This is a genomic window from Herminiimonas aquatilis, assembly GCF_042665175.1.
Classification (GTDB): Bacteria; Pseudomonadota; Gammaproteobacteria; order Burkholderiales; family Burkholderiaceae_D; genus Oxalicibacterium; species Oxalicibacterium aquatilis.
Genome location: NZ_JBHTCC010000001.1, coordinates 164278 through 188454, shown reverse-complemented (window position 1 = coordinate 188454; position 24177 = coordinate 164278). Strand labels below are relative to the sequence as shown.

Here is a 24177-nt window from a genome sequence, read left to right as displayed (position 1 = left end):
CAGCAAAGAGCGCTTTTTTTGTAATTGTCACTTGGTTAATGAACAACATCCGCAATTTTTCCATCATCGCCCACATCGACCACGGTAAATCGACGCTTGCCGACCGCATTATTCAATTGTGCGGCGGCTTGTCTGATCGCGAAATGGAGGCCCAAGTCCTCGATTCGATGGATCTTGAGCGTGAGCGTGGTATCACGATCAAAGCACAGACTGCTGCGCTGTCCTACAAGGCGCGCGATGGCAAGGTGTACAACCTGAATCTGATTGATACGCCTGGTCACGTCGATTTCAGCTATGAAGTCAGCCGTTCATTGTCTGCCTGCGAAGGTGCGCTGCTGGTAGTTGATGCATCGCAGGGCGTGGAAGCGCAGACGGTAGCGAACTGCTATATGGCGCTGGATCTGGGCGTCGAAGTGGTTCCGGTGCTGAACAAAATCGATTTGCCGAATGCCGATCCGCCAGCGGCCATCGCGGAAATCGAAGATGTGATCGGTATCGATGCGACCGACGCTGTGCAATGTTCGGCGAAAACCGGTCTGGGCGTGGCGGATGTGCTGGAGTCGCTGATTGCCAAAGTGCCGCCACCCAAGGGCGATCCGGACGCGCCGTTGCAGGCATTGATAGTGGATTCCTGGTTCGATAATTACGTCGGTGTGGTGATGTTGGTGCGTGTTGTCAACGGCACCTTGAAACCAAAAGAAAAAATTCTGTTGATGGCGAGCGGTTCGGTCAATCTGGTCGAAAACATCGGCGTCTTTGCACCGCGCTCGGTCTCGTTGCCAACCCTGTCCGCAGGGCAGGTGGGCTTTATCATCGCAGGCATTAAAGAATTGAAAGCCGCCAAGGTTGGCGATACCGTTACGCTGGCCAGCCGTCCAGCCGCTGAAGCTTTGCCTGGCTTCAAGGAAGTGCAGCCGCAAGTGTTTGCCGGCCTGTTTCCGGTTGAGGCGAATCAGTACGACGCATTGCGCGACTCACTGGAAAAGTTGAAGCTGAACGATGCGGCGCTGATGTACGAGCCTGAAGTTTCGCAAGCGCTGGGCTTTGGTTTCCGTTGCGGCTTCCTCGGTCTGCTGCACATGGAAATTGTGCAGGAGCGACTCGAGCGCGAATTCGATATGGATCTCATCACGACGGCACCGACCGTTGTGTACGAAGTCATCATGGGCGACGGCAGCCTGATCAAGGTCGATAACCCGTCCAAGATGCCTGAGCCTTCCAAGATTGAAGAAATACGCGAGCCTATCGTCACCGTCAATCTGTACATGCCGCAAGAATATGTTGGTTCTGTCATCACGCTGTGTATTGCCAAGCGTGGTGTACAGATGGACATGAGTTATCACGGTCGTCAGGTAAAACTGGTCTACGAGATGCCGATGGCCGAGATCGTGCTCGATTTCTTTGATAAATTGAAATCGACGTCGCGCGGTTATGCTTCGATGGATTACGAGTTCAAGGAATATCGTGCCTCTGACGTAGTCAAGGTCGACATGCTCATCAACAGCGAAAAGGTCGATGCGCTCGCCATCATCGTGCATAGATCGAATAGCCAGTATCGCGGGCGTCAGGTAGCGGCCAAGATGCGTGAACTGATACCGCGCCAGATGTTCGATGTCGCGATCCAGGCCACTATCGGTGCCAATATCATCTCGCGTGAAAACGTCAAGGCACTGCGCAAGAACGTGCTGGCGAAATGCTACGGCGGCGATATCAGCCGCAAGAAAAAACTGCTGGAAAAGCAAAAAGCCGGTAAGAAACGCATGAAGCAAGTGGGCTCGGTCGAGATCCCGCAGGAAGCGTTTCTGGCAATTCTACAAGTGGACGATAAATGACACTGCAAGATCTATTGGGCAATTTTTCGCTGATTCTTTTCATCCTGACAGTCGCTACAGGCATCGTCTGGGTACTGGATGTTTTTTATCTGTCGAAAAAGCGCCGCGCCCATGCGGATGCGGTTCTGGCTGAGTTCGATGCACGTAATGCCAAGCTGGCAGGCGATGGGGTCAAGCCCGATAACAATGGTCGTGCCGCATTACAAGCCAGCTTGATGCGTCAACCAACCTGGATAGAATATTCAGGCAGCTTTTTCCCGGTAATCGCTTTGGTGTTCGGATTGCGTTCGTTCCTTTATGAGCCATTCAAGATTCCGTCGACTTCCATGGTGCCAACGCTGCAAGTCGGCGATCTGATCCTGGTCAATAAATATACTTATGGCATTCGCCTGCCCATCATCAATAAAAAAGTGATCGAAGTGAACGATCCTCAGCGCGGCGATGTGATGGTTTTCAAATATCCGGAAAACATGACGTTGGATTACATCAAACGCGTGGTAGGTGTACCTGGCGATACGGTCACTTATCGGAATAAACGCTTGACTGTTAATGGCGCGCAAGTTTCTTACAAAGCATTGCCTGATTATCTGGATGAAGAGACACTTAGTTATTCAAAGCTGCTGAGCGAGAATTTGAACGGCGTGGCGCACCAGATACTGAACAATCCGCGTGCTCCGTCCTATGTATCCAATCCGCATGATTTCCCGAATCGCGATTTGTGCACTTACGACGCAGAAGGATTTACCTGCAAAGTCCCGGCTGGACAATATTTCATGATGGGCGATAATCGTGATAATAGTCTGGACAGTCGATATTGGGGTTTTGTGCCGGATAGAAATATTGTCGGAAAAGCATTTTTCGTGTGGTTGAATTTGAATAATTTCCCGAATAACCTTGGTCGCATCGGCAGTTTTCAATAATCATAGTCAGGAGCGCGAGTAGATGGCAAACATGACAAGGGCAGCACGCATGTATCGCAAGCAAAAGGGCGTCACTCTGGTTGGATTGATACTGGTGCTGGCTATCATAGGCGTCATTGCGGTGCTGGCAATGAAAGTCACTCCTACCGTTACCGAATATTTTTCGATCAAGAAAGCGATAGCTAGCGTCAAGGTAGCCGGTGGCGGCATTCCTGAAATGCGCTCAGCATTCAATCGTCAGGCTGAAGTGGGCTACATCGATGCGATTAGTGGCAAGGATCTGGAAATTCTGAAAAATGGCGAAGATATCGAAATCAGCTTCGCGTACCAAAAGATTATTCCGCTCGTTGGACCGGTCAGCCTGTTGATTGATTATGCCGGTTCAACCAACGAAAACAGACTGAAGAAAAAAGCAGCACCTTAAGGTAAGAAGCGATAGAAAAATGGATGTAACGTTACTGCAAAATCGGCTAGGCCATACGTTCAAGGATGCTGGATTGCTGCAGCAGGCTTTGACGCATCGCAGCCATAGCAGTGTGCATAACGAGCGCCTGGAGTTTCTTGGCGATTCCATTTTGAACTGTGTGGTTGCCTCCTTGCTGTTCGACCGTTACAGCAAGATAGATGAAGGCGATTTATCGCGCCTGCGTGCCAATCTGGTCAAGCAGCAGTCCCTGTATGAAATCGCCCAGCGTCTGGAGTTGTCGCAGTTTTTGCGTCTGGGCGAAGGCGAATTGAAATCCGGCGGTTTCCGTCGTCCTTCGATACTGGCCGATACGCTGGAAGCATTGTTTGGTGCGATTTTTCTCGATGCCGGCTTCAATGCTGCGCGCGACGCGATTCGTGCGCTTTACATTCCTATACTCGATAGCGTCGATCCCAAAACGCTGGGCAAGGATGCAAAAACCCTGTTGCAGGAATACCTGCAAGGTAAAAAAATCGCACTGCCTCAATACAATGTCGTCGCCACGCACGGTGCTGCGCACAATCAGGAATTTGAAATTGAATGTCTGGTACCGAAACTGGATATTCAGGTATTCGGCACAGGCGGTAGCCGTCGCGCCGGTGAGCAGGCCGCAGCCAAACTCGCACTGGAAGCTGTACAGGCTGCGTTGGTAAAAACGCCGGGCTCAAGTCGCAAGAGCAAGCCGCGGACCGCGCAGCTGAAGTTGGCTGGTATTGCGACCGTGCAGCTGGATGAAATCAAGCCGGTATCCAAAGCCAAGCCAGATTCAAAAACGGCCAAGATAGAAGCCAAGACCGACACTGAAATCAAAGCCGATCTGAAATCAGATATGATTTCAGATCCGGCCTCGGATGCTCAAAAGAGCTTGATTGTCGAAGCTGACGCAGTGATCGCTCCTGCAATAACTTCAGTATCAAAATCTACAAACAATGCGACATCGACCGCAGAGGACGACGTCGTCAAAAAAACCTCTACCACTTCCCATTCCAAAATTGCATGACTGAATCCACCGCACTGTCACACTTTCGATGCGGTTATATCGCGATCGTCGGTCGCCCTAACGTAGGTAAATCCACGTTGATGAATGAACTGATCGGCGCCAAGGTCAGCATCACATCACGCAAGGCACAAACCACGCGTCATCGCATCACGGGTATTCAAACCATAGACGATGCACAATTTGTCTACGTCGATACTCCAGGTTTTCAGACGCGTCATTCGAATGCATTGAACAAGACATTGAATCGCACCGTGACGAATACGCTGACTGCGTCCGATGTGATCTTGTTTGTCATAGAGGCAGGGACTTTTGGCCCGGCTGATCAGCAAGTGCTGGATTTGATTCCTAAAAATGTGCCATGCATATTAGTCATCAATAAATCCGATCGTGTCAAAGACAAAGCAGTGTTGTTACCGTTTGCGCAGCAAATCGCCGCCAAGCGCGACTTTACTGCCGTGGTGCCGGTTTCTGCCAAATTGCGGTTTCAGCTCGATAATCTGCAAGGCGAAATCAAAAAACACTTGCCGGAAAATCCGCCTATCTTTGGTGAAGATGATATTACCGATCGGAGTGAAAAATTTCTTGCCGCTGAAATCGTCCGTGAGAAATTATTCCGTTTTGTCGGTGACGAGCTGCCTTATACCAGCACAGTGCTGATCGAAAAGTTTGAAGTCGAAGGCGATTTGCGCCGCGTCTTTGCCGCTATTCTGGTGGAACGCGATACGCATAAATCCATGGTGATCGGCAACAAGGGTGAGCGTCTGAAAGATATCTCTACACAAGCCCGACTGGATATGGCACGCCTGTTTGGCGGTCCTGTGTATCTGGAAATCTGGGTCAAGGTTAAATCCGGCTGGGCTGATAACGAAGCCGGTTTGCGCGCATACGGCTACGAATAAAATCGAACCATAGATGACTGCACTCATCGCCGACGTCCGCTCTTTATCCTATTCTTCCGATGAAGAAAAGTCGGCGGCGCATGCCGATGATGCCAGCATAAATATTCCCTCGTTGCCATCGGCGGCGGCATTGCCGGCCGCAACAGTTACGCCGAAAGCTGTGCCGCGGCGTACACGCTCAATGGAAAAAGATACACGCATTGCCGACCAACCCGGCTTTGTGCTGCACAGTTATCCCTACAAAGAAACCAGCCTGATCGTCGACGTTTTTTCCCGCGACCACGGGCGCATTGCGCTGGTCGCCAAAGGTGCAAAGCGTCCGCATTCCAGATTGCGTGGTGTACTGCAAACTTTTCAGCCGCTGTCTGTAGGTTGGAGCGGCAAGGCAGAAGTGCGGACATTGACCGCGGCCGAATGGGTAGGCGGACTTTTGCCCCTGGAAAAATCGGCATTGCTGTGCGGTTTTTATCTGAACGAATTATTGGTCAAGCTGCTGGCACGCGACGATCCCCATCCTGCATTGTTCGATCATTACGTCAGCGCATTGAATCAGCTTGCTCATGATGAGCCGGCGGCAATTGTATTGCGTAAATTCGAGCGCGCACTGTTGAAAGAAACGGGTGTGTCCGGCGATTGGCAGATTTGCACCGCGACACGCAATCCCTTGAACCCTGCCACTAACTACGTCGTCGATCCAGAGCGCGGCCCGCGTCCGGCCCGGCCTTCGGATACCTGGCCTCAGGTTGCCGGCAAGACCTTGCTGGATATGGAATGCGAAGATTACAGCAATGCGACTACGCAAATGCAAAGCAAATTTCTGATGCGCTTTTTGCTGGCGCATCATCTGAATGGCGCGCCACTGAATACGCGTCAGATATTAATAGACCTGCTGCAGCTTTAACGGACACAAGATGAGTTTTCTCGAACCCCAATCTTCCATCATCGAACTCGGTATCAATATCGATCACGTGGCGACGCTGCGCAATGCGCGCGGCACGGTTTATCCCGATCCTTTGCAGGCAGCCTTGCTGGCAGAGGAAGCTGGCGCAGATGCCATAACTCTCCATCTGCGCGAAGACAGGCGTCACATCAAGGATGCAGACGTCGAATTAATACGTCCGCAATTACGCACACGCATGAATCTGGAATCTGCCGTCACATCGGAAATGGTGGATTTCGCCTGCCGCATCAAGCCGCAGGATGTCTGTCTGGTACCAGAACGTCGTGAAGAGGTAACAACCGAAGGCGGCCTGGATGTCATCAAATATTTTTCAGAAGTATCTGCTGCCATCAAGCAGTTGCAAGCAGAAGGCATACGCGTGAGCCTGTTCATCGACGCCGACGCCAAACAGATTCAGGCTGCGGCCGAAGCCGGTGCACCAGTGATTGAATTGCATACGGGGCGTTATGCAGATGCGCATGACGAAGCCAGTCAGAAGATGGAATTGCAACGTGTGCAGCAGGGCGTGCTGGAGGGGATGAAACGCGGCTTGAAAGTGAATGCCGGCCACGGTCTGCATTACACCAATGTGCAGGCGATTGCTGCGATTCAGGATATAGCTGAACTCAATATCGGTCATGCGATCGTCGCGCACGCAGTCTTCGTCGGCTGGCAAAAAGCCGTGCGTGAAATGAAGGCCATCATGACTTCTGCGCGTTTGGGCGGGTTGCAAAAATGATTTATGGCATCGGCACCGATATCATGAAGATAGACCGCATTGCGGCCGCACTGGAGCGTCACGGCGACCGTTTTGCCGAACGTATACTCGGTGTGGAAGAACTGGAAAAATATCACCGACGTAAAGCCAAAGTGGCAGCGCGTGGCTTGCGTTTTCTGGCAACCCGCTTTGCTGCCAAAGAAGCGTTCTCCAAAGCCATAGGTTTAGGCATACACATGCCGATGACGTGGCGTGCCGCGCAGATTTTGAATGCGCCCAGCGGCAAACCCATCGTGGTCACCAGTGGCAAACTGGCAGAATATATGGAAATGAATGGACTGACCGCGCAAGTCTCGATTACAGATGAAGTCGAGTACGCGGTCGCTTTTGTGATAGTGGAGAAAAAATGAACATAGCAGTGGCTACAAATTCAGCTTTTGATTCAGCAAGTGTTGATTCCACTTTTGGTCCGGTCATGCTGGACGTGCTTGGCACCGAATTAACAGCGGACGACGTACGTAGAATTCAACATCCATTGACGGGTGGCGTGATTCTGTTTGCACGCAATTACAAGAACAGAGCACAACTGACAGCCTTGACTGCCGACATACATGCAGCACGTCCCGGCATCGTGATCGCCGTCGATCATGAAGGCGGTCGCGTGCAGCGTTTCAAAACCGATGGCTTTACTCATTTGCCGGCCATGCGCAAGTTGGGTGCCTTGTGGGACAAGGATGTATTGGCCGCTACCAAAGCTGCTACTGATGTCGGATATGTACTGGCAGCAGAATTGCGTGCATGTGGCGTCGATTTGTCGTTCACACCTGTGCTCGATCTCGATTACGGTGAATCAGGTGTAATCGGCGATCGCGCCTTCCACCGCGACGCGCGTGTAGTCAGCCTGCTGGCCAAGAGTTTGAATCACGGCTTGATGCTGGCCGGCATGCTCAACTGCGGCAAACATTTTCCCGGCCACGGTTTTGTGAAAGCGGATTCGCACCTGGAAATCCCGGTCGATGAACGCGAGCTGAAAGAGATTCTGGCTGAAGACGCAGCGCCTTACGACTGGCTAGGTCTGAGTCTCGCCGGCGTGATGCCGGCCCATGTGATTTATCCCAAGGTCGATAAACATCCTGCCGGCTTTTCACGCAAATGGTTGACGATGTTGCGCAAGGATTTTGGTTTTGACGGCATCATTTTCAGCGACGATTTGAGCATGGAGGGCGCGAGTGTGGCCGGCAATGTGATTGATGGCGCACATGCGGCACTGGCTGCGGGCTGCGACATGGTGCTGATCTGTAACTCGCCTGACAAGGCCGATCAATTGTTGAATGGCCTGAAGATCGAGGATGGCAAAGCGATGCAGCAATCTGCCGCCCGCATCGCAGCATTGACGCCGCAATCGCCTGCCTTGATGTGGAATGATCTGCAAGCAGACGCGCGTTATATCGCAGCGAAGAAAGTAGCATTGTCGCTGGCATCAGCTTGATGATGTGTCGCGGCTTTTGATCATGGGCAGGTGAGTGCAAGATGTCTGATATTGAAGCGCCAGATCCGCGTGCAATTGTGCTGGAAACGGTAGCCAAGCTGCCGCACCTGCCCGGCGTGTATCGCTATTTCGATGGAGAAAACAATCTTCTGTATGTCGGCAAGGCGCGCGATCTGAAGAAGCGCGTTTCCAGCTATTTCCTGAAAAATCTCGCCAGTCCGCGTACTGCCTTGATGGTTGAAAAGATCGTTCGTCTGGAAACCACAGTCACGCGTAGCGAAGCTGAAGCGCTGCTGCTTGAAAACAATCTGATCAAGACTCTGCAGCCGCGTTACAACATCCTGTTTCGCGATGATAAATCCTATCCGTATCTGAAAATCACCGGCCAGGAATTCCCGCGCATGGCGTATTACCGCGGCGCGGTAGATAAAAAAAATCAGTACTTCGGTCCTTTCCCCAGCGGCTGGGCTGTCAAGGAATCGATGCAGATTTTGCAGAAGGTTTTTCTGCTGCGTACCTGTGAAGATTCCGTATTCGCCAATCGCACACGACCTTGCTTGCTGCATCAGATCCATCGCTGTAGCGGTCCTTGCGTCAACTACATCAGTCGCGAAGATTACGCACTGGATGTCGATAATGCGGCAAAGTTTTTGCGTGGACGGCAGACGGAAGTGCTGGAAGTATTGCAGGCCAAGATGCAGGCATATGCGGAAGAGTTGAAGTTCGAGCAGGCCGCAATTGTACGCAATCAGATCAATGCCTTGTCACGAGTGTTGCATCAGCAAAGCATGGAAACCGGTGGTGATGCGGATATCGATATCATTGCAGTGATCGTGCAGGGCGGTCGTGCCTGTGTCAATCTGGCGATGGTACGCGGCGGACGGCATCTGGGCGATCGTGCCTACTTTCCTACGCATGTCGATAATGTGCTGACGAGTGCGGAAGAGTCAGTCGCTGCTGAAGTGATGAAGGCTTTTCTCGCACAGCATTACATCGATAAATTTATTCCCGGGACATTGGTGTTGAATACCGAGTTTGATGAACCGGAGCTGATGCTTGCGCTGATGGAGCAATGCGGTCATCGCATCAATCTGGTATTTCAACCGCAGGAGCCCCGCCGTCAATGGCTGGAGATGGCGCAGAAGGGCGCCGAGATTTCACTCGCTCGTCTGTTGTCCGAACAAGGCTCGCAGCAAACGCGTACGCGCATGCTGGTTGATTCATTGAAGATAGATGTGGAGGATATCGAAGCTTTCCGTGTCGAGTGCTTCGACATCAGTCATACGCAGGGCGAGGCGACCCAGGCATCATGCGTTGTCTTCCATCATCATGCGATGCAGAACGGCGAATATCGGCGTTACAACATCAATGACATAACGCCTGGCGACGACTACGCAGCGATGCGGCAGGTACTGATGCGTCGCTATGAAAAAGTCGCCAACGGCGATGGCGTGATGCCCGATGTCGTGTTGATCGACGGTGGCAAAGGCCAGGTGGAAATGGCGCGGCAGGTATTCGTGGAGCTAGGTCTGGATATCAGCCTGATCGTCGGCGTTTCCAAGGGAGAGGGCCGCAAGGTTGGCCTGGAAACCCTGGTGTTCGTCGATGGTCGCGCACCGCAAGAGCTGGGCAAGGAGTCCGGAGCCTTGATGCTGATCGCACAAATTCGCGACGAGGCGCACCGCTTTGCCATCACTGGCATGCGCGCCAAGCGCGCCAAGGCCCGCCAGACCTCACGCCTGGAAGAGATTGAAGGCATCGGTGCCAAACGGCGACAAAAATTATTGGCCCGTTTTGGCGGCTTGCGCGGGGTGGTGGATGCCAGCGTTGAAGATTTATCATCCGTCGAGGGCATTTCCCGCCAATTGGCAGAAGACATTTACAAGCAATTGCATTAGATTACGGGTGCGCATGCAACGCCTGCATTGCGCACATTCATGAAAATGTAAATAAAGTCTGATATGCCTTTCAATATCCCTATTCTTCTCACATGGTTGCGCGTCGCGCTGATTCCACTGATGGTGGGCGTGTTGTACCTGCCGGATTCATGGCTGGGCCCGTTCGACAAAAGCCTGGCATCGACATTGATCTTTATCGTCGCAGCGTTGACTGACTGGATAGACGGTTTTCTAGCGCGTCGCTGGAATCAAACTTCCGCTTTCGGTGCGTTTCTTGACCCGGTTGCGGATAAATTGATGGTTGCCGGTGCTTTGTTGGTGCTGATTGAATTTGGTCGCGTGAATGCAGTCATCGCCTTCATCATCATAGGTAGGGAAATCACCATTTCCGCCTTGCGTGAATGGATGGCGCAGATCGGTGCATCCAAATCAGTCGCAGTCAGCTCGCTGGGCAAGATCAAAACCATCGCGCAGATGGTCGCGATTCCGATGTTGTTGTATTACGAAAATTTCTTTGGTATCGATACCCGTATCTGGGGCCAATGGCTGCTGCTGATCGCGGCAATCCTGACGGTATGGTCTATGTTTTATTATTTGCGCAAGGCGTGGCCACTGATCAAGGAAAGCGCCGGGCATTTGCTGTAAGTTTGCGCACTGGAGTACTTGACAACGAAAGTCAATCCTCTATAATGTGCACCTGTTGTTGATGCGGGAGTAGCTCAGTTGGTAGAGCGCAACCTTGCCAAGGTTGAGGTCGAGAGTTCGAGACTCTTCTCCCGCTCCAGATTTTAAAAGGGAGCTGATCCAGCTTCCTTTTTTATTGATTGATATGACAGCAGGATGCGCAATACTAATTCTGCTGCAGTAATGTCAATCAAGGTTTTATCAGTAGTGAGTAGTACATGCGGGAGTAGCTCAGTTGGTAGAGCGCAACCTTGCCAAGGTTGAGGTCGAGAGTTCGAGACTCTTCTCCCGCTCCAGATTACTAAAAGAGGAAGCTGTTCAAGCTTCCTTTTTTATTCGTGAGAAGTATCAGGTTTTACTAAGTAAGCTTGGTAAATAAGTTTAGTAATAAGCTTAGCAAGTCAGTTTTAGTGTTTCGTTTGTGCCGCACAATGCGATGTTGATTTCGCGGTACAATACGGACCCGTGGCGGGGTAGCAAAGTGGTTATGCAGCGGCCTGCAAAGCCGTTTACGCCGGTTCGATCCCGACCCCCGCCTCCAGTTTTTTCAAAAGCGCCGTCGGCGCTTTTATTTTGTTTTACGATCTTGTTTTAGAATTCTGCTTTAAGATCGTGCTTTAAAGCGTGAACATGCCCGGGTGGTGAAATCGGTAGACACAAGGGACTTAAAATCCCTCGCTCTAATAGGCGTGCCGGTTCAAGTCCGGCCCCGGGCACCAAACTCATGAAAGTCTATAACCTCTGCTGTGAACTGGATCATCTCTTCGAAGGATGGTTTTCTTCAGAGGATGACTTTTTCAAGCAGTCCTCGCAGCATTTGATCGCGTGCCCATTCTGCGGCAATCATACGATCAAGCGCCTGCCTTCTTCTCCCCGTTTAAATATTTCCGGTGCAAGTGCGCGTGTGCATGACGAGTCTAATCGCGCGCAGGATCAGTTGATGGAGTTTGCGCGTCAAGTGATTGCCCATACCGAAGACGTTGGCAATCAATTTGCCGAAGAGGTACGCCGCATGCATTACAAGGAAACCGCTGAGCGTGGCATTCGCGGTGTGGCAACGTCTGAAGAACGTGCCGAATTGATCGATGAAGGAATTGAAGTCGTATCTTTGCCTTTGCCAGATCATTTGAAGCAAGTGCTTCAGTAACCCGACAGGAAATATCATGCGTCATATCGCATCGGTGGCTGATTTAAAAAGTTTAGTCGGTCAGGAAGTTGCCGTGTCCAGCTGGATAAAAATTGATCAGGCGCGCATCAATCTGTTTGCCCAAGCTAGCGGCGATCATCAGTGGATACACGTCGATGTCGAGCGTTGCCGCGACGAGTCACCATATGGCGCACCGATTGCGCATGGCTTTTTGACTTTGTCATTGTTGCCGATGCTGTTGCAGTCTTCCATCACGTTCCCACCTTTCAAATTGGCGCTGAACTATGGTTTGAACAGAGTACGTTTTCCAGCGCCGGTGCAAGTGGATCAGTGCATACGCGCACACATGACCTTGCAAGCTGTGGAAGATATTGCCGGTGGTGTACAGATGGCGTGGGAGGTAACGCTGGAGTGTGACGGTACGAATAAACCGGTGTGTGTGGCAGAGCTGGTACTGCGACATTACGACTAGCGATACTTTGTTAGCGAAGGCGGACGTCTCCTTTTCATGAAAAACGTCCGCTTGCTTCAGGCTGTTCAGTGTTTCGAGTATTGCGTCGCACCGAATAATATTTCCTTGGCCTTGTCGTCGGTGATCGGTTTACGTACATCGGTAAAAAGCGTGACGCCTTTTTGTACTGCAGGTCGCGCGTTGATGATGTTGAACCATCGTTGCACGTTGGGGTAATCAGATAATTCAATTCCCTGTTTTTCCCAAGAACGCAGCCACGGGAAAGTCGCGATGTCGGCAATCGTGTAGTTATCACCTGCGAGATACGCACTCTCTGCCAGGCGCTTGTCGATCACGCCATACAAGCGTTTCGCTTCATTGGTGTAGCGGTTGTACGCATAGTCTATTTTTTCGGGGGCATAGATGCGGAAGTGATGCGCTTGGCCCAGCATCGGTCCAACGCCACCCATCTGAAACATCAACCACTGCAGTGTTGTGAATTTTTCTCTATCGCTGTCGCCGAGGAATTTTCCGACTTTGCTGGCGAGATAAACCAGGATCGCGCCGGATTCAAAGAGGGAAATCGGTTTGCCGTCGGGGCCGTCGCTATCGACAATGGCCGGGATCTTGTTATTGGGCGAGATAGCCAGAAACTCTTTGGTGAACTGGTCGCCGGTACCGATATCGATGTGATGTGTACGGTAAGGCAGGCCACATTCTTCCAGCATGATGTGTACTTTGTGACCGTTGGGTGTGGCGGTTGAATAAACGTCTATCAATTCTTTCTCCTGAGATAGCTGTCGTGAGCTATATGCATAGGCGCGAAATGCGCGCGCTGATTTTTCATGTGAGTTTTCTAATTATGCAGACATTCAGGTTTTTCTGCTGTGGCTACCCGCGTGTGACCAGACTGTGTGGCGACTGCTTGAGCCCGATGCAGAACAGCTGGAAGCGCCTACAGGCCGCGCGATTTGCGATATTGATGCAAGACTTCTTCCATCGATGTATATCTGGATTCAGATTGCAGCGGCAATAGCGGTGCATAGTTGATGGTGTGAACAATCCAGTCATTGCGTCGCTCGCCGACATCCAGCACATTGATACACCCGGGCGATTGCTCCAGATTGCCTAGGAACAGACGTTGCCCTGTGATGGCGTAAGACAATATTGCGCGGTTGACGCCACCATGCAGGACCAGCAGGATCGTATCCCAGGATGTATCGGCGCGCAGGAGATCGATGGCGGGATGAATGCGATCGATTAACTGGCCGACGCTTTCGCCATCGAGAAATTTCTTGTGTTCTTCTGCCATGCAGGAGAAGGCGCTGGTGAATGCCTCTTCCAGATCATCATCCAGAATATCCTCCAGTACGCCACCACGAACTTCCTGAAATTCCGGCCATTGCTCGAGTTCGATTTGCTGTCCGGTCTGTGCCAGTACGCGCAATGCAGATTCAATTGTGCGGGGCAAATTGGATACGATCACGCGATCAAAATAGATGTTCTGCTGGGCGAAAGCCTGACCAGCTGCACTGGTTTGGCTGCGGCCTGTTTCATTCAAGGGAACGTCATCCGGTGGATAAGGTCTGCCATCCTCATCGAAGTAGGTGACGCTGCCATGCCGCATCAGATAGATGCGTCTTCTTTTCGCTGGATTCATTTGTAGTGCGGCGTGCGCTTTTCGAGGAAGGCGTTAATTCCTTCCTGTGCATCGCGATGATTCAGGCTATCGACGAAATATTGTTTTTCGACTTCAAAATGTTCAGACAGCGAATGCTCGCGTGCTTCGCCTGACAGCGATTTGATGCGCTCCACAGCATAGCTGGAAAGTGCCGCCAGTTCATCTGCCCATTGCAATGCTGCGTCTAGCGCAGAACCATCGGCGACGATGCGATTGATCACGCCCAGTTCATGCAGGCGGGTTGCGAGAACAGGTTTTCCTTCCAGAAGAATCTCGGTAGCTAATTGGCGCGGCAGCATCTGGCCGAGAAACCAAGATGCGCCGCCATCAGGCGTCAGGCCGACTTTGACATAAGACATCGCAAATTTGCTTGAGCTGCCGGCAATAATCAGATCGCATGCCAGTGCCAGCGAAAAACCGGCACCAGCCGCCGCGCCTTCCACCGCAGCCATGACTGGTTTGGGGCAATCGCGTATCGCTTCTATCCATCCACACAAGCTGTCAACGGCATCGGCCTGTTTGACTCTATCCCGCGTACGAAGCTCCAGCAGGGTATTAAGATTGCCACCGGCGCAAAAGAAATTGTCTGCACCGGTCAGTATCACTGCGCGAATTGAATCGTCGCGTTCGGCAGTCGACAAGGCTTCAATCGCTGCGGCAAACATATCCGGATGCAGCGCATTTTTTGCGCCTGGATTGGAGAGGGTAAGTATGAGTGTTGCTTCGTGGCGCGACGCCCGGATTTCAGCCGACATAAGGTCTCGATAGAAGATGGATGTGTCTGCGAATATACAGCAAGCACCTGCTTTTTACCGCGCCAGCCAGTGGCTATGAGTCGGCTCGCAAGAAGACTTCGTGCACGGCCAAAGCGTCCTGTGTCCATGCCTCTGGTGTCATGATGGAAAACAAGCCATCGCGGCGCGTTTTTCTGGCCAGCTTCAGCAGCGCTTTGTCTTTGGTTATCAAGACGTCGGCATTGATGTCGCGTGATAGCTCGAGGAATTTTTGATCGTCCTTATCCTTGCATATCGGTAGCCTCACCGCCGCCTCGTTAACCGCCGGCATCGGCGTACAGCGTATCAATGCATCGAATTCCGCGGCGACCCTGATGCGTGCTGCATCGTCGAGTTTCAGATGCGGGTAATGCAGAACGATACTCCACTCCATTCTGCAGTCGTCGCGCGTGACAGCGTCAACCGCGCCGCTTTGCAAAGCAGCGTGCAGTTGGGCCCAACGCGAATCGCGGAATACGAACAGATCCAGACAGACATTCGTGTCGATGACGATGCGCGTCACCATCTTCGGATTCGTTATCTTGGGTATCATAGGCAAAATTAATTTGTTGGAACTGTACATGCTTATTGTTTTATCACCCGCCAAAACACTCGATTACGCGACCCCTGCCAACACCGAGATCAATACCAAACCTGATTTCATCAAGCGATCTGCCGAACTGATCGCTATCCTGAAAGAATATTCGCCGGACCAGATCGGTAGTCTGATGCGCATCTCGGATCCGCTGGCAGTGTTGAATGCTAATCGCTTTGCCGATTGGTCATCCAAATTTACGTTAAAAAATTCCAAGCAGGCCATGCTCGCCTTTAACGGCGATGTGTATGAAGGATTGCATGCCGCCAGTTTGAATGCCAGACAACTTGCGTATATGCAATCGAAGGTACGTATTTTATCCGGCTTGTACGGCAGCTTGCGTCCTCTCGATCTGATGCAGCCGTATCGTCTGGAGATGGGAACCAAGCTCGCCAATCCTGTGGGCAAGGATTTATATGCATTCTGGGGCGATACGGTGACCCATGCGCTGAACGAGGTCATTGCAGAGCAACAATCTTCCGCACTGATCAATCTGGCGTCGGAAGAATACTTCAAAGTCGTGAAACCTGCATTGCTGCATGTGCCGGTGATTACGCCGATTTTTCAGGACTGGAAGAATGGTCAATACAAGATCATTTCGTTTTACGCCAAACGCGCGCGCGGCTTGATGGCACGTTATGCCGCAGTCAAAGGGCTGGTGCAACCACAGGCTTTGAAAAACTTCGATGTCGATGGCTATGGCTACGATGAAGCAGACTCCACCGAACGCTCTTGGGTTTTCAAAAGACGCATTGATAATTAATGGTATGAAACTTGCTGACTAGCATCAGAGATATGTAGGTTTTTCTCTGTGCTTTACGCATCGATAGATTCTGACAGCACGAATCTGTTTCTGCCATTTGCCATAATTTGTTAAATAATTTTAGAGATAAACCAGTGCTGTCACCCGTAAACATAAGGTGGCGCAATGGTTTGTAGCTTTGACATTCTTCCAAATTGTGAATTCGTAGTCGGATAGAAAGTTTCCTTGTGGAATTTAATTGTTAAATCAACAGCTTACGAGCGTTAGTTGATCAATTTTCCAGTTGTGCGCATACAACTATTTTGGTGCACGGCAACGCTTTTTATTGTTGCCACACTCTATAATTGCGCCATAAAAATGGCATTGAAAAAGTGCATGTAACAGGGGGAATTGTTTTGATGACGCATCACCGTTGATGTCTTCGTCATGTCATTTTTTTGTAGGACAATCGCCGATAGGCGGAATTGATCGGCAACTGGGGTAATGATTAGTAAATCAAAATTGAATGTAAGCGCAAGTCTTGGACTTATCATTGGACTTATCACCGTTACTCAGCTTGGCTTTGCCGCTACCGAGATCGCGCAGACCGGTTTAACTCGTCCAAAAAATCCACGTGATACCCAGCCATTTACGCAAGATGTAGAGCGTCTTGCTCCAACTTCAAATTCGGCATCAACAGCTGAAACCGTTGCCCCAACCGTAGTGCCTCCAATCTTGGATATCAAGCCAGTTGCCACGCCAGCTGTTAAAAATTCCGTGATGGCGAGTGAAAATAACTCTGCGAACGTTGGTGTTGATGATGAGATTTTGAAGCTGCTCAGGCAGTCTGATAAGGCATTTGCCGGTTCATCCATTACCTTGCCAGAAGGAATTGCTGCCGGCCGTGGTCAGATGCAAAACTTGCTATCGCTTGAAGAAGCATTGGCGAGAGCGCTACAAAATAGTTACAGCTATGCGGCCACGAGTGCTCAAGCTCAGGGGGCTATCTACGCCAAAAATGCTGCATTGGGTCAAATGGGTCCCACGGTTGATGTGCGCGGCCAGCGCGGAAGAGAGTATTCCGCTCCTGCATCGATTATCGATCCTACAACAGGGCAGTCAGCTACTAGCGATACCCATATTCGCTGGGATTCCACAGTTATTCTTCGCCAGCCGATTTTCAGTCCTGGATCTTATTTCGATTATCGCAAGCAGAGCAAGCTGGCTAACGCCGCAGATTTTCGTAAAGAAGATGCGCGCGAAGCTTTGTACTACCAGGCAATTAAAGCGTATTACGATTTAATGCGAGCCTATGTCGCGCTCACGTTCGCACGCAGCTACGTTGATCGTATGGACAGCTTGCAGGAGTACATGAATAAACGCTTGCAAGGCGGCGGCGCCAGCAAGGTTGATTTTGATCGTGTCCGCGGACGTGCGCTGAATGCGCAGTCGGCTGCAATCGAAGCCGAGGGCGTACTGGAAAGCGCGATGATCACCTTGACGCAATTGACCGGTGTTCGTGCTCAGCAGTTGAGTATTCCATCCAAGATGATGCCTGTCGTCCCACTGTCTTCAAGCGTTGCCTTGGAGCGCATCTATGAAGAAAATCCGGCAATACGTGCGGCGCGTCAGGACGCGGCTGCTGCGAATGAAGAATTGAAATCTGCACGCTCACGTTTTTCCCCTACTTTAGCTCTGGAATTATCTCAAGCAAGAACGCGCAACGCTGGCGGTGATGGCGTGTTGACGACAGACCGACGCTACATGCTGGTAATGAATATGAACCTGTTGAATGGTGGTTCGGATTATTACTATCAAAAAGAAATCGGCAGTAAGTTTGTCGAGAAATCAAATATCGCATCCGATGTTGAGCGCAAGTTGAAAGAACAAATTGAAATCAACTATCGCACGCTTGATGCAGTTAAAAAACGCATCAAGGTTGCGGGTCAGGCATATCAAACCAATGCGAATGTTGCTGATGTTTTCCTTGACCAGTTAGCTACTGGTAGCAAGCAACTGCTGGATGTACTCGATGCATACCAACAAGCGTATCAATCGCGGGTTGATTTGGCGCAGTTGCTTTTTTTGCAAGCTGATATCAGTTACCAAATCTTGCGCAACACCGGACGTGCATCTGCATTTGTAGATGAAATGAATACGCCTTTGCAGTAAGTACTGTCTCAAATGATGTTTTAAATGCTACTGCAAACAATGCAATGAATCTGGGGGAATGATGGAAGGCGGAGGAAGGGAACAGAATTTCTGGCCAGGCTTCGTAGATGCTTTATCCAATGTGGTGTTGGTGATGATCTTTGTCGTCGTGGTTTTTGTAGTCACGCTTTTTTACTACTCGCAGAAATTAGCGCAGTTCAAGGCAATCAAGTTTATCGAAAAAAAGGAATTGCAGGAGCAGGTTGCAACACCGTCAAAAGATCAGCCAAATATCAGTCGCCTGGACGATGGCAAGAATCCTGATGCTGCGCGTTTAAAAAACGAAAGTCAGGAACAAATTCGCGAGATTGCCGCATTGAAGGGGCAAGTTGCCGTACTGCAGGCGAAACTTGCCGCAGGTTCCAACAGCGCATTACCAGGTAGTTTAAGTAGCGATGACAGCGCGCCAAGCAAGGTCATCCAAATCGATAAGGCGCGTGCCTCTACTGATGCGCCACCCGGAATCAAGATCGATGGGAAATTTGAAGCTGTCACGCTGCGTTTTGAAAAAGACGGTGTCGAGCTCAATAGCGACACAAACAAGGTGCTCGATGCCAACATCAAGCGCTGGACAGATAAAGTCAAGACAGGTCAAGGCAAGTTGGTGATAACTGGTGTGGTGGGTACGGTTGCTTACACCGAAGGTCGCCGCCGGGCTTACTACCGCACGATTGCCGTGCGTAATTACTTGATTGATCTTGGTATTGCGGCAGATCGTATTACCAGCCGAGTGGTGCCAGGTACGGAAAGTGCCGAAAGTGATTCGTCTGTAGTTATTCAATATTCGGCAAACGCAAAATGAAATTTCCTCGCCTTGTCAGCTTTGTCACCAGCATCATTCACCGCATAGAAGCGTGGATGCGTGAGGTGACGCCTACGCTGGACCAAGGCCTGGAAATGTACCGAGAAATGCCACGGCCAAAATTTTTCGTATTACTGGTTGCAGCAGGAATATTGCTGCTAACGATATGGGCTATTTTTGCACCTATCGATATGGTGGTACGCGGCCAAGGCCGCATCGTGCCTTCTGAGCACAATCAAGTGATTCAACATCTGGAAGGCGGCATCGTGTCCTCTATTGTCGCGCGTGAAGGTGCGACTGTGCGCAAGGATCAGGTTCTTGTCGTCATTAGAGATGTTCGCGCCAGTTCGGATCAGGGCGAAGGTCGCGTCAAATTATTGAGCTTGCGTGCGCGAGTGGCACGCCTCATTGCAGAGTCCAGTGGCGAAACGCAAATTCGTTTTCCAGACGACATTCCGTTGGATACGCCTGCAGTGCAAAGCGAACAGGCAGCTTTTGTTGCACGACAAGGCAAGCTGAATGGTGAAGTGAGTATTCTGCGTGAGCAGGCGACACAACGACAAGCTGAGTTGGCAGAAACCACAAGCCGTCAAAAAAGCCTGACAGATGAATTCAATTTAGCGCAGCAGCAATATCAATTGGTGCATGCGATGTATGTCAAAAATGCAGCATCGCAACTGGAAGACATTCAATCTCAATCTCGCGTGCAGGATGTGCGCAGCCGTCTGAATGCAGCTAGTGCAATGATTCCACGACTGCGTGCGGCGATCTCCGAGGCGCAAGCCAAGGTACAGGATGGCGTTACCCGTTTTCGCGCTGATGCTCGTGCAGAACTAACTACGGCAGAAACGGATCTGGCTCGCTTGTCCGAAGAAATGAAATCGCGCAATGACCGTGTCTTGCGATCTGAAGTCAAAGCACCTATGGATGGCGTCATCAATCGATTCTTTGTCAATACAGTGGGCGGAGTGGTTAAACCGGGTGATCCGATTCTTGAGATGACACCGATCGATGACAAAGTTGTGATCGAAGCCAACATCAGTCCTACTGACCGCGCAGAACTTGCAATTGGCAGACCAGCGAGCGTCAAGGTTACCGCGTATGACTACGGCGTATTTGGTTCGATGAAAGGTGTCGTTACCGAGATCAGTGCGGATACGGTGCCGGAAGAGCGTGGCGAACGCAATTACAGAATCAAGATAGAAGTGACGCGTGACCTAAGCAAGGAAAAAGATGCGGGGGGCATGCCGCTGTTGCCAGGTATGACGGCTACCGCGGACATCGTTGTTGGCCGGCGCACGGTATGGCAATACTTGATGTCGCCGGTTCATCGATTTGCACAAACGGCGCTACGAGAACCTAGATGAGCAGAGATGACGAAGTAATAGAAAGCAGTAAATGTTTGATTCAAGAATATTTAAATTAAAACTCAAGGAATACCCAGCACCATGAAAACGCTACGCAAATACTATGTTCTTGCGATGATTCCTTCGCTGCTATTGCTAGGTGGCGGCCTGCTGTTCAGGGATTTTGTTCTCCATGCAATTCACATTAATCCTGTACTCAATTTATTCATCATTGGAGTTGCAGTATTCGGTGTCGCCTTGATCATGTACGACGTGTACAAGGTGAACTGGGAATACAACAAGCTGAAGCTTTTTTATGCACGGGCTTCAGCCGGTGAGTTGCTGGAAGACTTGGTGCAGGATCCGATCTTTGCAGGATCAGAGATCGCCAAGGTTCTGGTCAGTGTCGCGAGCACCAAAGGCCGTCTCACCTCGCGTATTGAACAGGAAACCATTGAGCGTTCACTGTCCGAGTTGCACGCCCATCTCGAAGCGCGCATGGAGTTCCCTCAGTATTTGACCGGCTTCATGATTGCACTTGGTTTGCTGGGCACGTTTATCGGCTTGTTGGAAACCTTGGTTAGTACTGCAGACTTGATTAACGGTTTTGGCAAAGCAAGCCAAGGCTCCGATATGGATGCATCGTTTGCTCGTCTGGTCGCTGACTTAAACAAACCTTTGGCCAGTATGGGTACCGCATTCAGTGCATCGATGTTTGGCTTGATCGGTTCACTGACACTCGGTTTGACACTGGTGTGTTTGCGCGGTGCGGGTAAACGTCTGGAAGTTTCTGCACGTGAGTGCATCGGTGTGATGGTGGAACACGTAGTGCATGAAATGTCGGGACCGGGCGCATCACAACGCCAAGGTATTTCAGAGTCCTTCCTTGCGGAGTTTTTGCATGATCTGATGGTCTTGCAACGTGAATCGGTACTGACTTCGCGCAATAGCTCTGACGCTTCTTTGCAAGCTGGTATGAAGCTGGAAGCAATGAATGATCGTTTGGCGTCTATTTCTAAACTGTTCCAAGAAAGCATAGATGAATCGAAGAACACGCGTCAGCTTGTGGCTTTCGGTCCGCGCATGCATGAAGTAGGTCAACAAACACTGGAAGAAATTCGCAATCTGGGTCAGATCATTAATCAAAAGATGACCTCGACACAAGACATTACACAAAGCCTGTCTTTGCTGAGTGAACGCTTGAGTGTTAACGGCGATATTGCATTGCGTAGCTTTGACGTCTTGCCGCAAATTGTCGGCACCATACAGAGCGGTCAAAATTCCTTGTCATCGGCATTGTCTTCTATCCAAAGTCAGCAATCTGATTTGGCCAGCCTGCATGAAAAGTCGGCGCAACACATTGCGCAATTGCCGGGCTTGCTTAATCAGGTGTCGATTCGTATTGCTGATGAGTTAAACGCGATTCAACATCAATCTGAAATCCATTCGACAGTGGCAACGCGCTTGGGACAATTGGGAACAGTCATCGGCGAAAACTCAAGCAACATTACGCGTGATGCGCTGGCTGCACGTCAGTTGCAGATTGATATGGCGAAACATATGGCGATGCAGAATGAACGTATCAAAGGGCTGGATGCCATTCCGCAAGCTTTGGCCGGTATCAGCGAAGCACTGATGCGTCAAAACGTGATGTCGCAAACCATCATTGAAGAAATGCGTAGCGGTCGCCAAACCATGATCAAGGATTTACGCCTTGAACTACGTGAGGCAATGCGTGAACTGGCAACACGTAGCGAGAACAAATAAGAAGTATTGAAAATTTGATGAGCCAATTGCCCGATCAACCTGTCGCAACTTCACCACTCACCGAGGCGCCTGTCGCCAACGTTGGTGGTGTTGAGGTCTCGCGCGATACGCTGAACAAGATCACGCACGATCCTATGTACGTGACGCTGCTGCGTGCATATGGCAAACGGCTGGTCGAGATTGTTGTGGCTGGTTTGTTGATTAATTTGTTCGGCTTGTTAATGCCTTTGTACTCAAGGCTGATGTACGACAAGGTAATTGGAAACCATATTCCGGATACCTTGTGGGCATTGACGCTGGGGATGCTGCTGTTCGTCGTACTGGAATTCGCTCTGCGTGTAATACGCGCATTTTATATAGAACAATTGGCTGGCAAGTTTGACGTCGATTTTGATCAAGTCATTGTGCAGCGGCTGTTGGCGGCACGCGTATCGTGGCCAGTTGGTGTGGTGTTGGCAAAGTATCGTGACATTACCAGCGCGCGTGAATTGCTGTCATCGAATTACATGCTGATCATCATCGACTTTCCATTTTTAATACTGTATTTGCTCGCGTTAGGCATGATTGCTGGACCGATTTTATGGGTCTTCATTGCTTGCGGTGTATTGCTGGTCGGCGCGCAGTTACTTTGCAAAATTCCTGCTACGGACTACGCAAGAATGGCTATGGCCGCCGGTGCTACCAAAACTGACAAACTGGCAGGATTGGTTTTTGGTATTGAAACGCTGAAGACGTCTGGTTTGCAAAAACGGGCTGTTGAGCTCTTCGATCTCGATGCAAAGCAATCTGCAATAACGCTATCAAAAGGCCGCTTCTGGGGCGCTGTCGGTTACACGATTTCTTCCAGCGGCTATACATTTATCACGATCGCTACGCTGGTCGTCGGTGTGTATCTGGTTGAGGCGAATGCACTTACGGTCGGTGCGTTGATTGCCGCTTCTATGCTGGCTGGACGCGCAGCCTCGATGTTGTCTTCGGTATCGATGGTGATGGGGCGCATCGATGCATTTAAACAGGCCAGGGCGTCGTTCGAGGAATTGTTCATCGATACGCCTGAAGCAAATTTCCAGTCTGGCGAAGTTGATCGCCAACAGATGCAGGGAAAAATCCAGGTTTCCAATCTGTCATTTAGCATCAAGCCAGGCGAACCGGCAATGCTGAAGCAATTGAATTTTGCGATCAATCCTGGCGAGAAGGTTGGCATCGTCGGTCACTCTGGTTCTGGTAAATCTACTTTGCTGCGTTGCCTGGCTGGAGTTCATAAGCCTGATACAGGACAAGTTCTGTATGACGGAATTGCAGTGAATGCGTATCCCGATGAAGTGCGTATGCGTTGTATTTCATACAAGCCGCAGGATCCATTTTTATTTGATGGCACTGTTGCGTCGAATATTTTTGTCGATAACAGAGTAAGCACCAATATTTATCAGGCTGCATTAGCGGTTTCTTGCCTGGAGGATCTGATTGCGAATGGACAGTTACGCATGGATCAGATTATTCGCGCGCCAGGCAATTTGTCCGGTGGACAGCGACAGATGATTGCGTTGGCCCGGGCGATTGCATGTATTCCGAATGTGCTGCTGTTGGATGAACCGACAACTGGCATAGATCAAATGACTGAAGGTCGAATTGTCGAAAGATTAATTGCCTTTGCTGGCAACCGGACACTGATAGTGGCAACGCATAGTCCTGTGTTGTTACGACAGATGGACAGAATCATCGTAATCAATGATGGCAAGATCGTCGCTGATGGCCCACGGGCTCAAATATTGCAGTAAAAACGTACGGCGGGCTGATGTGATCCATGCCCGTAACA

The 24177-nt window shown here is 50.6% G+C and carries 23 protein-coding genes, 4 tRNA genes and 1 pseudogene; 24 read left to right on the top strand and 4 right to left on the bottom strand.

Going from position 1 to position 24177, the window contains the following annotated elements:
* The first annotated feature begins 38 nt into the window (after window positions 1-38).
* The 17 genes from lepA (at window position 39) to ACFQO0_RS00850 (ending at window position 12465) form a co-directional block, all read left to right on the top strand.
* Window positions 39-1832: a translation elongation factor 4 gene (lepA, locus tag ACFQO0_RS00930; RefSeq protein ID WP_382232164.1), complete on the top strand. Its 1794-nt coding sequence runs from the start codon at window positions 39-41 to the stop codon at window positions 1830-1832.
* Window positions 1829-2752, top strand: coding sequence for a signal peptidase I (gene lepB / locus ACFQO0_RS00925; protein WP_382232162.1), 924 nt, complete (start codon window positions 1829-1831; stop codon window positions 2750-2752). Before lepA ends, lepB begins: the two co-directional genes overlap by 4 nt.
* A 22-nt stretch (window positions 2753-2774) precedes the next feature.
* Entirely contained in the window at window positions 2775-3176 is a 402-nt protein-coding gene (locus ACFQO0_RS00920; RefSeq protein WP_382232160.1) for a DUF4845 domain-containing protein, read from the top strand.
* A 19-nt stretch (window positions 3177-3195) separates the two neighbouring features.
* The gene (rnc, locus tag ACFQO0_RS00915; RefSeq protein ID WP_382232158.1) at window positions 3196-4218 is read left to right on the top strand and encodes a ribonuclease III; all 1023 of its coding nucleotides are present in this window, start codon (window positions 3196-3198) and stop codon (window positions 4216-4218) included.
* Window positions 4215-5117 carry a GTPase Era gene (gene era / locus ACFQO0_RS00910; protein WP_382232156.1) on the top strand — a complete coding sequence of 301 codons (903 nt, stop codon included), beginning with the start codon at window positions 4215-4217 and terminating at the stop codon, window positions 5115-5117. The genes rnc and era overlap by 4 nt, the downstream gene beginning before the upstream one ends.
* Window positions 5118-5130: 13 nt before the next feature.
* Window positions 5131-6018 (top strand): DNA repair protein RecO, encoded by an 888-nt coding sequence (gene recO, locus ACFQO0_RS00905; RefSeq protein WP_382232154.1) that lies wholly within the window; start codon window positions 5131-5133, stop codon window positions 6016-6018.
* 10 nt (window positions 6019-6028) lie between these two features.
* Window positions 6029-6796, top strand: a complete 768-nt coding sequence (gene pdxJ, locus ACFQO0_RS00900) for a pyridoxine 5'-phosphate synthase (protein WP_382232151.1) — start codon at window positions 6029-6031, stop codon at window positions 6794-6796.
* On the top strand, window positions 6793-7185 hold the full coding sequence (gene acpS, locus ACFQO0_RS00895; protein WP_382232149.1) for a holo-ACP synthase: 393 nt from the start codon (window positions 6793-6795) through the stop codon (window positions 7183-7185). The genes pdxJ and acpS overlap by 4 nt, the downstream gene beginning before the upstream one ends.
* Window positions 7182-8264: a beta-N-acetylhexosaminidase gene (gene nagZ / locus ACFQO0_RS00890; protein WP_382232147.1), complete on the top strand. Its 1083-nt coding sequence runs from the start codon at window positions 7182-7184 to the stop codon at window positions 8262-8264. The genes acpS and nagZ overlap by 4 nt, the downstream gene beginning before the upstream one ends.
* Before the next feature lie 41 nt (window positions 8265-8305).
* The gene (gene uvrC, locus ACFQO0_RS00885) at window positions 8306-10162 is read left to right on the top strand and encodes an excinuclease ABC subunit UvrC (RefSeq protein ID WP_382232145.1); all 1857 of its coding nucleotides are present in this window, start codon (window positions 8306-8308) and stop codon (window positions 10160-10162) included.
* A gap of 63 nt (window positions 10163-10225) precedes the next feature.
* Window positions 10226-10807, top strand: coding sequence for a CDP-diacylglycerol--glycerol-3-phosphate 3-phosphatidyltransferase (gene pgsA, locus ACFQO0_RS00880; protein WP_382232143.1), 582 nt, complete (start codon window positions 10226-10228; stop codon window positions 10805-10807).
* A gap of 63 nt (window positions 10808-10870) precedes the next feature.
* Window positions 10871-10946 (top strand) — tRNA-Gly (locus ACFQO0_RS00875).
* A 120-nt stretch (window positions 10947-11066) separates the two neighbouring features.
* A tRNA-Gly gene (locus tag ACFQO0_RS00870) sits at window positions 11067-11142 on the top strand.
* Between the two features lie 171 nt (window positions 11143-11313).
* Window positions 11314-11387 (top strand) — tRNA-Cys (locus ACFQO0_RS00865).
* A gap of 91 nt (window positions 11388-11478) precedes the next feature.
* Window positions 11479-11565 (top strand) — tRNA-Leu (locus ACFQO0_RS00860).
* A gap of 5 nt (window positions 11566-11570) precedes the next feature.
* Window positions 11571-11993, top strand: coding sequence for a DUF1178 family protein (locus ACFQO0_RS00855; RefSeq protein WP_382232141.1), 423 nt, complete (start codon window positions 11571-11573; stop codon window positions 11991-11993).
* A gap of 16 nt (window positions 11994-12009) precedes the next feature.
* Window positions 12010-12465, top strand: a complete 456-nt coding sequence (locus ACFQO0_RS00850) for a MaoC family dehydratase (protein WP_382232139.1) — start codon at window positions 12010-12012, stop codon at window positions 12463-12465.
* A 65-nt stretch (window positions 12466-12530) separates the two neighbouring features.
* Here the strand turns inward: ACFQO0_RS00850 and ACFQO0_RS00845 are convergent, their stop codons facing one another.
* From ACFQO0_RS00845 to ACFQO0_RS00830, 4 genes are all read right to left on the bottom strand, one after another.
* Complete coding sequence (locus ACFQO0_RS00845; RefSeq protein ID WP_382232137.1) at window positions 12531-13223, bottom strand: glutathione binding-like protein; 693 nt, start codon at window positions 13221-13223, stop codon at window positions 12531-12533.
* 176 nt (window positions 13224-13399) lie between these two features.
* The gene (locus tag ACFQO0_RS00840; protein ID WP_382232135.1) at window positions 13400-14104 is read right to left on the bottom strand and encodes a histidine phosphatase family protein; all 705 of its coding nucleotides are present in this window, start codon (window positions 14102-14104) and stop codon (window positions 13400-13402) included.
* Window positions 14101-14880 (bottom strand): oxepin-CoA hydrolase, alternative type, encoded by a 780-nt coding sequence (locus ACFQO0_RS00835; protein WP_382232133.1) that lies wholly within the window; start codon window positions 14878-14880, stop codon window positions 14101-14103. The genes ACFQO0_RS00840 and ACFQO0_RS00835 overlap by 4 nt, the downstream gene beginning before the upstream one ends.
* 73 nt (window positions 14881-14953) lie before the next feature.
* The gene (locus tag ACFQO0_RS00830) at window positions 14954-15451 is read right to left on the bottom strand and encodes a putative toxin-antitoxin system toxin component, PIN family (protein ID WP_382233966.1); all 498 of its coding nucleotides are present in this window, start codon (window positions 15449-15451) and stop codon (window positions 14954-14956) included.
* Between the two features lie 28 nt (window positions 15452-15479).
* Here ACFQO0_RS00830 and yaaA point away from each other — a divergent pair, with 28 nt between their 5' ends.
* The 7 genes and pseudogenes from yaaA (at window position 15480) to ACFQO0_RS16900 (ending at window position 24139) form a co-directional block, all read left to right on the top strand.
* Window positions 15480-16256: a peroxide stress protein YaaA gene (gene yaaA, locus ACFQO0_RS00825; protein ID WP_382232132.1), complete on the top strand. Its 777-nt coding sequence runs from the start codon at window positions 15480-15482 to the stop codon at window positions 16254-16256.
* Between the two features lie 483 nt (window positions 16257-16739).
* Window positions 16740-18407 carry a TolC family protein gene (locus tag ACFQO0_RS00820; RefSeq protein ID WP_382232130.1) on the top strand — a complete coding sequence of 556 codons (1668 nt, stop codon included), beginning with the start codon at window positions 16740-16742 and terminating at the stop codon, window positions 18405-18407.
* A 58-nt stretch (window positions 18408-18465) separates the two neighbouring features.
* Window positions 18466-19248, top strand: a complete 783-nt coding sequence (locus tag ACFQO0_RS00815) for an OmpA family protein (RefSeq protein ID WP_382232128.1) — start codon at window positions 18466-18468, stop codon at window positions 19246-19248.
* Window positions 19245-20615 (top strand): HlyD family type I secretion periplasmic adaptor subunit, encoded by a 1371-nt coding sequence (locus tag ACFQO0_RS00810; protein WP_382232126.1) that lies wholly within the window; start codon window positions 19245-19247, stop codon window positions 20613-20615. The genes ACFQO0_RS00815 and ACFQO0_RS00810 overlap by 4 nt, the downstream gene beginning before the upstream one ends.
* An 81-nt stretch (window positions 20616-20696) precedes the next feature.
* Window positions 20697-22361 (top strand): biopolymer transporter ExbB, encoded by a 1665-nt coding sequence (locus ACFQO0_RS00805; RefSeq protein WP_382232124.1) that lies wholly within the window; start codon window positions 20697-20699, stop codon window positions 22359-22361.
* A gap of 17 nt (window positions 22362-22378) precedes the next feature.
* Window positions 22379-23299 (top strand): annotated as a pseudogene (locus ACFQO0_RS16905) (ABC transporter transmembrane domain-containing protein); the annotation flags it as partial.
* 216 nt (window positions 23300-23515) lie between these two features.
* The gene (locus tag ACFQO0_RS16900; RefSeq protein WP_417456457.1) at window positions 23516-24139 is read left to right on the top strand and encodes an ATP-binding cassette domain-containing protein; all 624 of its coding nucleotides are present in this window, start codon (window positions 23516-23518) and stop codon (window positions 24137-24139) included.
* Window positions 24140-24177 lie beyond the last annotated feature (38 nt).

What these genes read in the sequence shown, in the direction of transcription:
- ACFQO0_RS00840 (WP_382232135.1), bottom strand. Translation starts at nt 14,104, where the DNA reads ATGAATCCAGCGAAAAGAAGACGCATCTATCTGATGCGGCATGGCAGC.
- ACFQO0_RS00830 (WP_382233966.1), bottom strand. Translation starts at nt 15,451, where the DNA reads ATGATACCCAAGATAACGAATCCGAAGATGGTGACGCGCATCGTCATC.
- yaaA (WP_382232132.1), top strand. Translation starts at nt 15,480, where the DNA reads ATGCTTATTGTTTTATCACCCGCCAAAACACTCGATTACGCGACCCCT.
- ACFQO0_RS16900 (WP_417456457.1), top strand. Translation starts at nt 23,516, where the DNA reads ATGCTGAAGCAATTGAATTTTGCGATCAATCCTGGCGAGAAGGTTGGC.
- ACFQO0_RS00815 (WP_382232128.1), top strand. Translation starts at nt 18,466, where the DNA reads ATGATGGAAGGCGGAGGAAGGGAACAGAATTTCTGGCCAGGCTTCGTA.
- lepA (WP_382232164.1), top strand. Translation starts at nt 39, where the DNA reads ATGAACAACATCCGCAATTTTTCCATCATCGCCCACATCGACCACGGT.
- pgsA (WP_382232143.1), top strand. Translation starts at nt 10,226, where the DNA reads ATGCCTTTCAATATCCCTATTCTTCTCACATGGTTGCGCGTCGCGCTG.
- uvrC (WP_382232145.1), top strand. Translation starts at nt 8,306, where the DNA reads ATGTCTGATATTGAAGCGCCAGATCCGCGTGCAATTGTGCTGGAAACG.
- ACFQO0_RS00920 (WP_382232160.1), top strand. Translation starts at nt 2,775, where the DNA reads ATGGCAAACATGACAAGGGCAGCACGCATGTATCGCAAGCAAAAGGGC.
- recO (WP_382232154.1), top strand. Translation starts at nt 5,131, where the DNA reads ATGACTGCACTCATCGCCGACGTCCGCTCTTTATCCTATTCTTCCGAT.
- ACFQO0_RS00855 (WP_382232141.1), top strand. Translation starts at nt 11,571, where the DNA reads ATGAAAGTCTATAACCTCTGCTGTGAACTGGATCATCTCTTCGAAGGA.
- rnc (WP_382232158.1), top strand. Translation starts at nt 3,196, where the DNA reads ATGGATGTAACGTTACTGCAAAATCGGCTAGGCCATACGTTCAAGGAT.
- era (WP_382232156.1), top strand. Translation starts at nt 4,215, where the DNA reads ATGACTGAATCCACCGCACTGTCACACTTTCGATGCGGTTATATCGCG.
- ACFQO0_RS00835 (WP_382232133.1), bottom strand. Translation starts at nt 14,880, where the DNA reads ATGTCGGCTGAAATCCGGGCGTCGCGCCACGAAGCAACACTCATACTT.
- ACFQO0_RS00805 (WP_382232124.1), top strand. Translation starts at nt 20,697, where the DNA reads ATGAAAACGCTACGCAAATACTATGTTCTTGCGATGATTCCTTCGCTG.
- nagZ (WP_382232147.1), top strand. Translation starts at nt 7,182, where the DNA reads ATGAACATAGCAGTGGCTACAAATTCAGCTTTTGATTCAGCAAGTGTT.
- lepB (WP_382232162.1), top strand. Translation starts at nt 1,829, where the DNA reads ATGACACTGCAAGATCTATTGGGCAATTTTTCGCTGATTCTTTTCATC.
- acpS (WP_382232149.1), top strand. Translation starts at nt 6,793, where the DNA reads ATGATTTATGGCATCGGCACCGATATCATGAAGATAGACCGCATTGCG.
- ACFQO0_RS00850 (WP_382232139.1), top strand. Translation starts at nt 12,010, where the DNA reads ATGCGTCATATCGCATCGGTGGCTGATTTAAAAAGTTTAGTCGGTCAG.
- pdxJ (WP_382232151.1), top strand. Translation starts at nt 6,029, where the DNA reads ATGAGTTTTCTCGAACCCCAATCTTCCATCATCGAACTCGGTATCAAT.
- ACFQO0_RS00820 (WP_382232130.1), top strand. Translation starts at nt 16,740, where the DNA reads ATGATTAGTAAATCAAAATTGAATGTAAGCGCAAGTCTTGGACTTATC.
- ACFQO0_RS00810 (WP_382232126.1), top strand. Translation starts at nt 19,245, where the DNA reads ATGAAATTTCCTCGCCTTGTCAGCTTTGTCACCAGCATCATTCACCGC.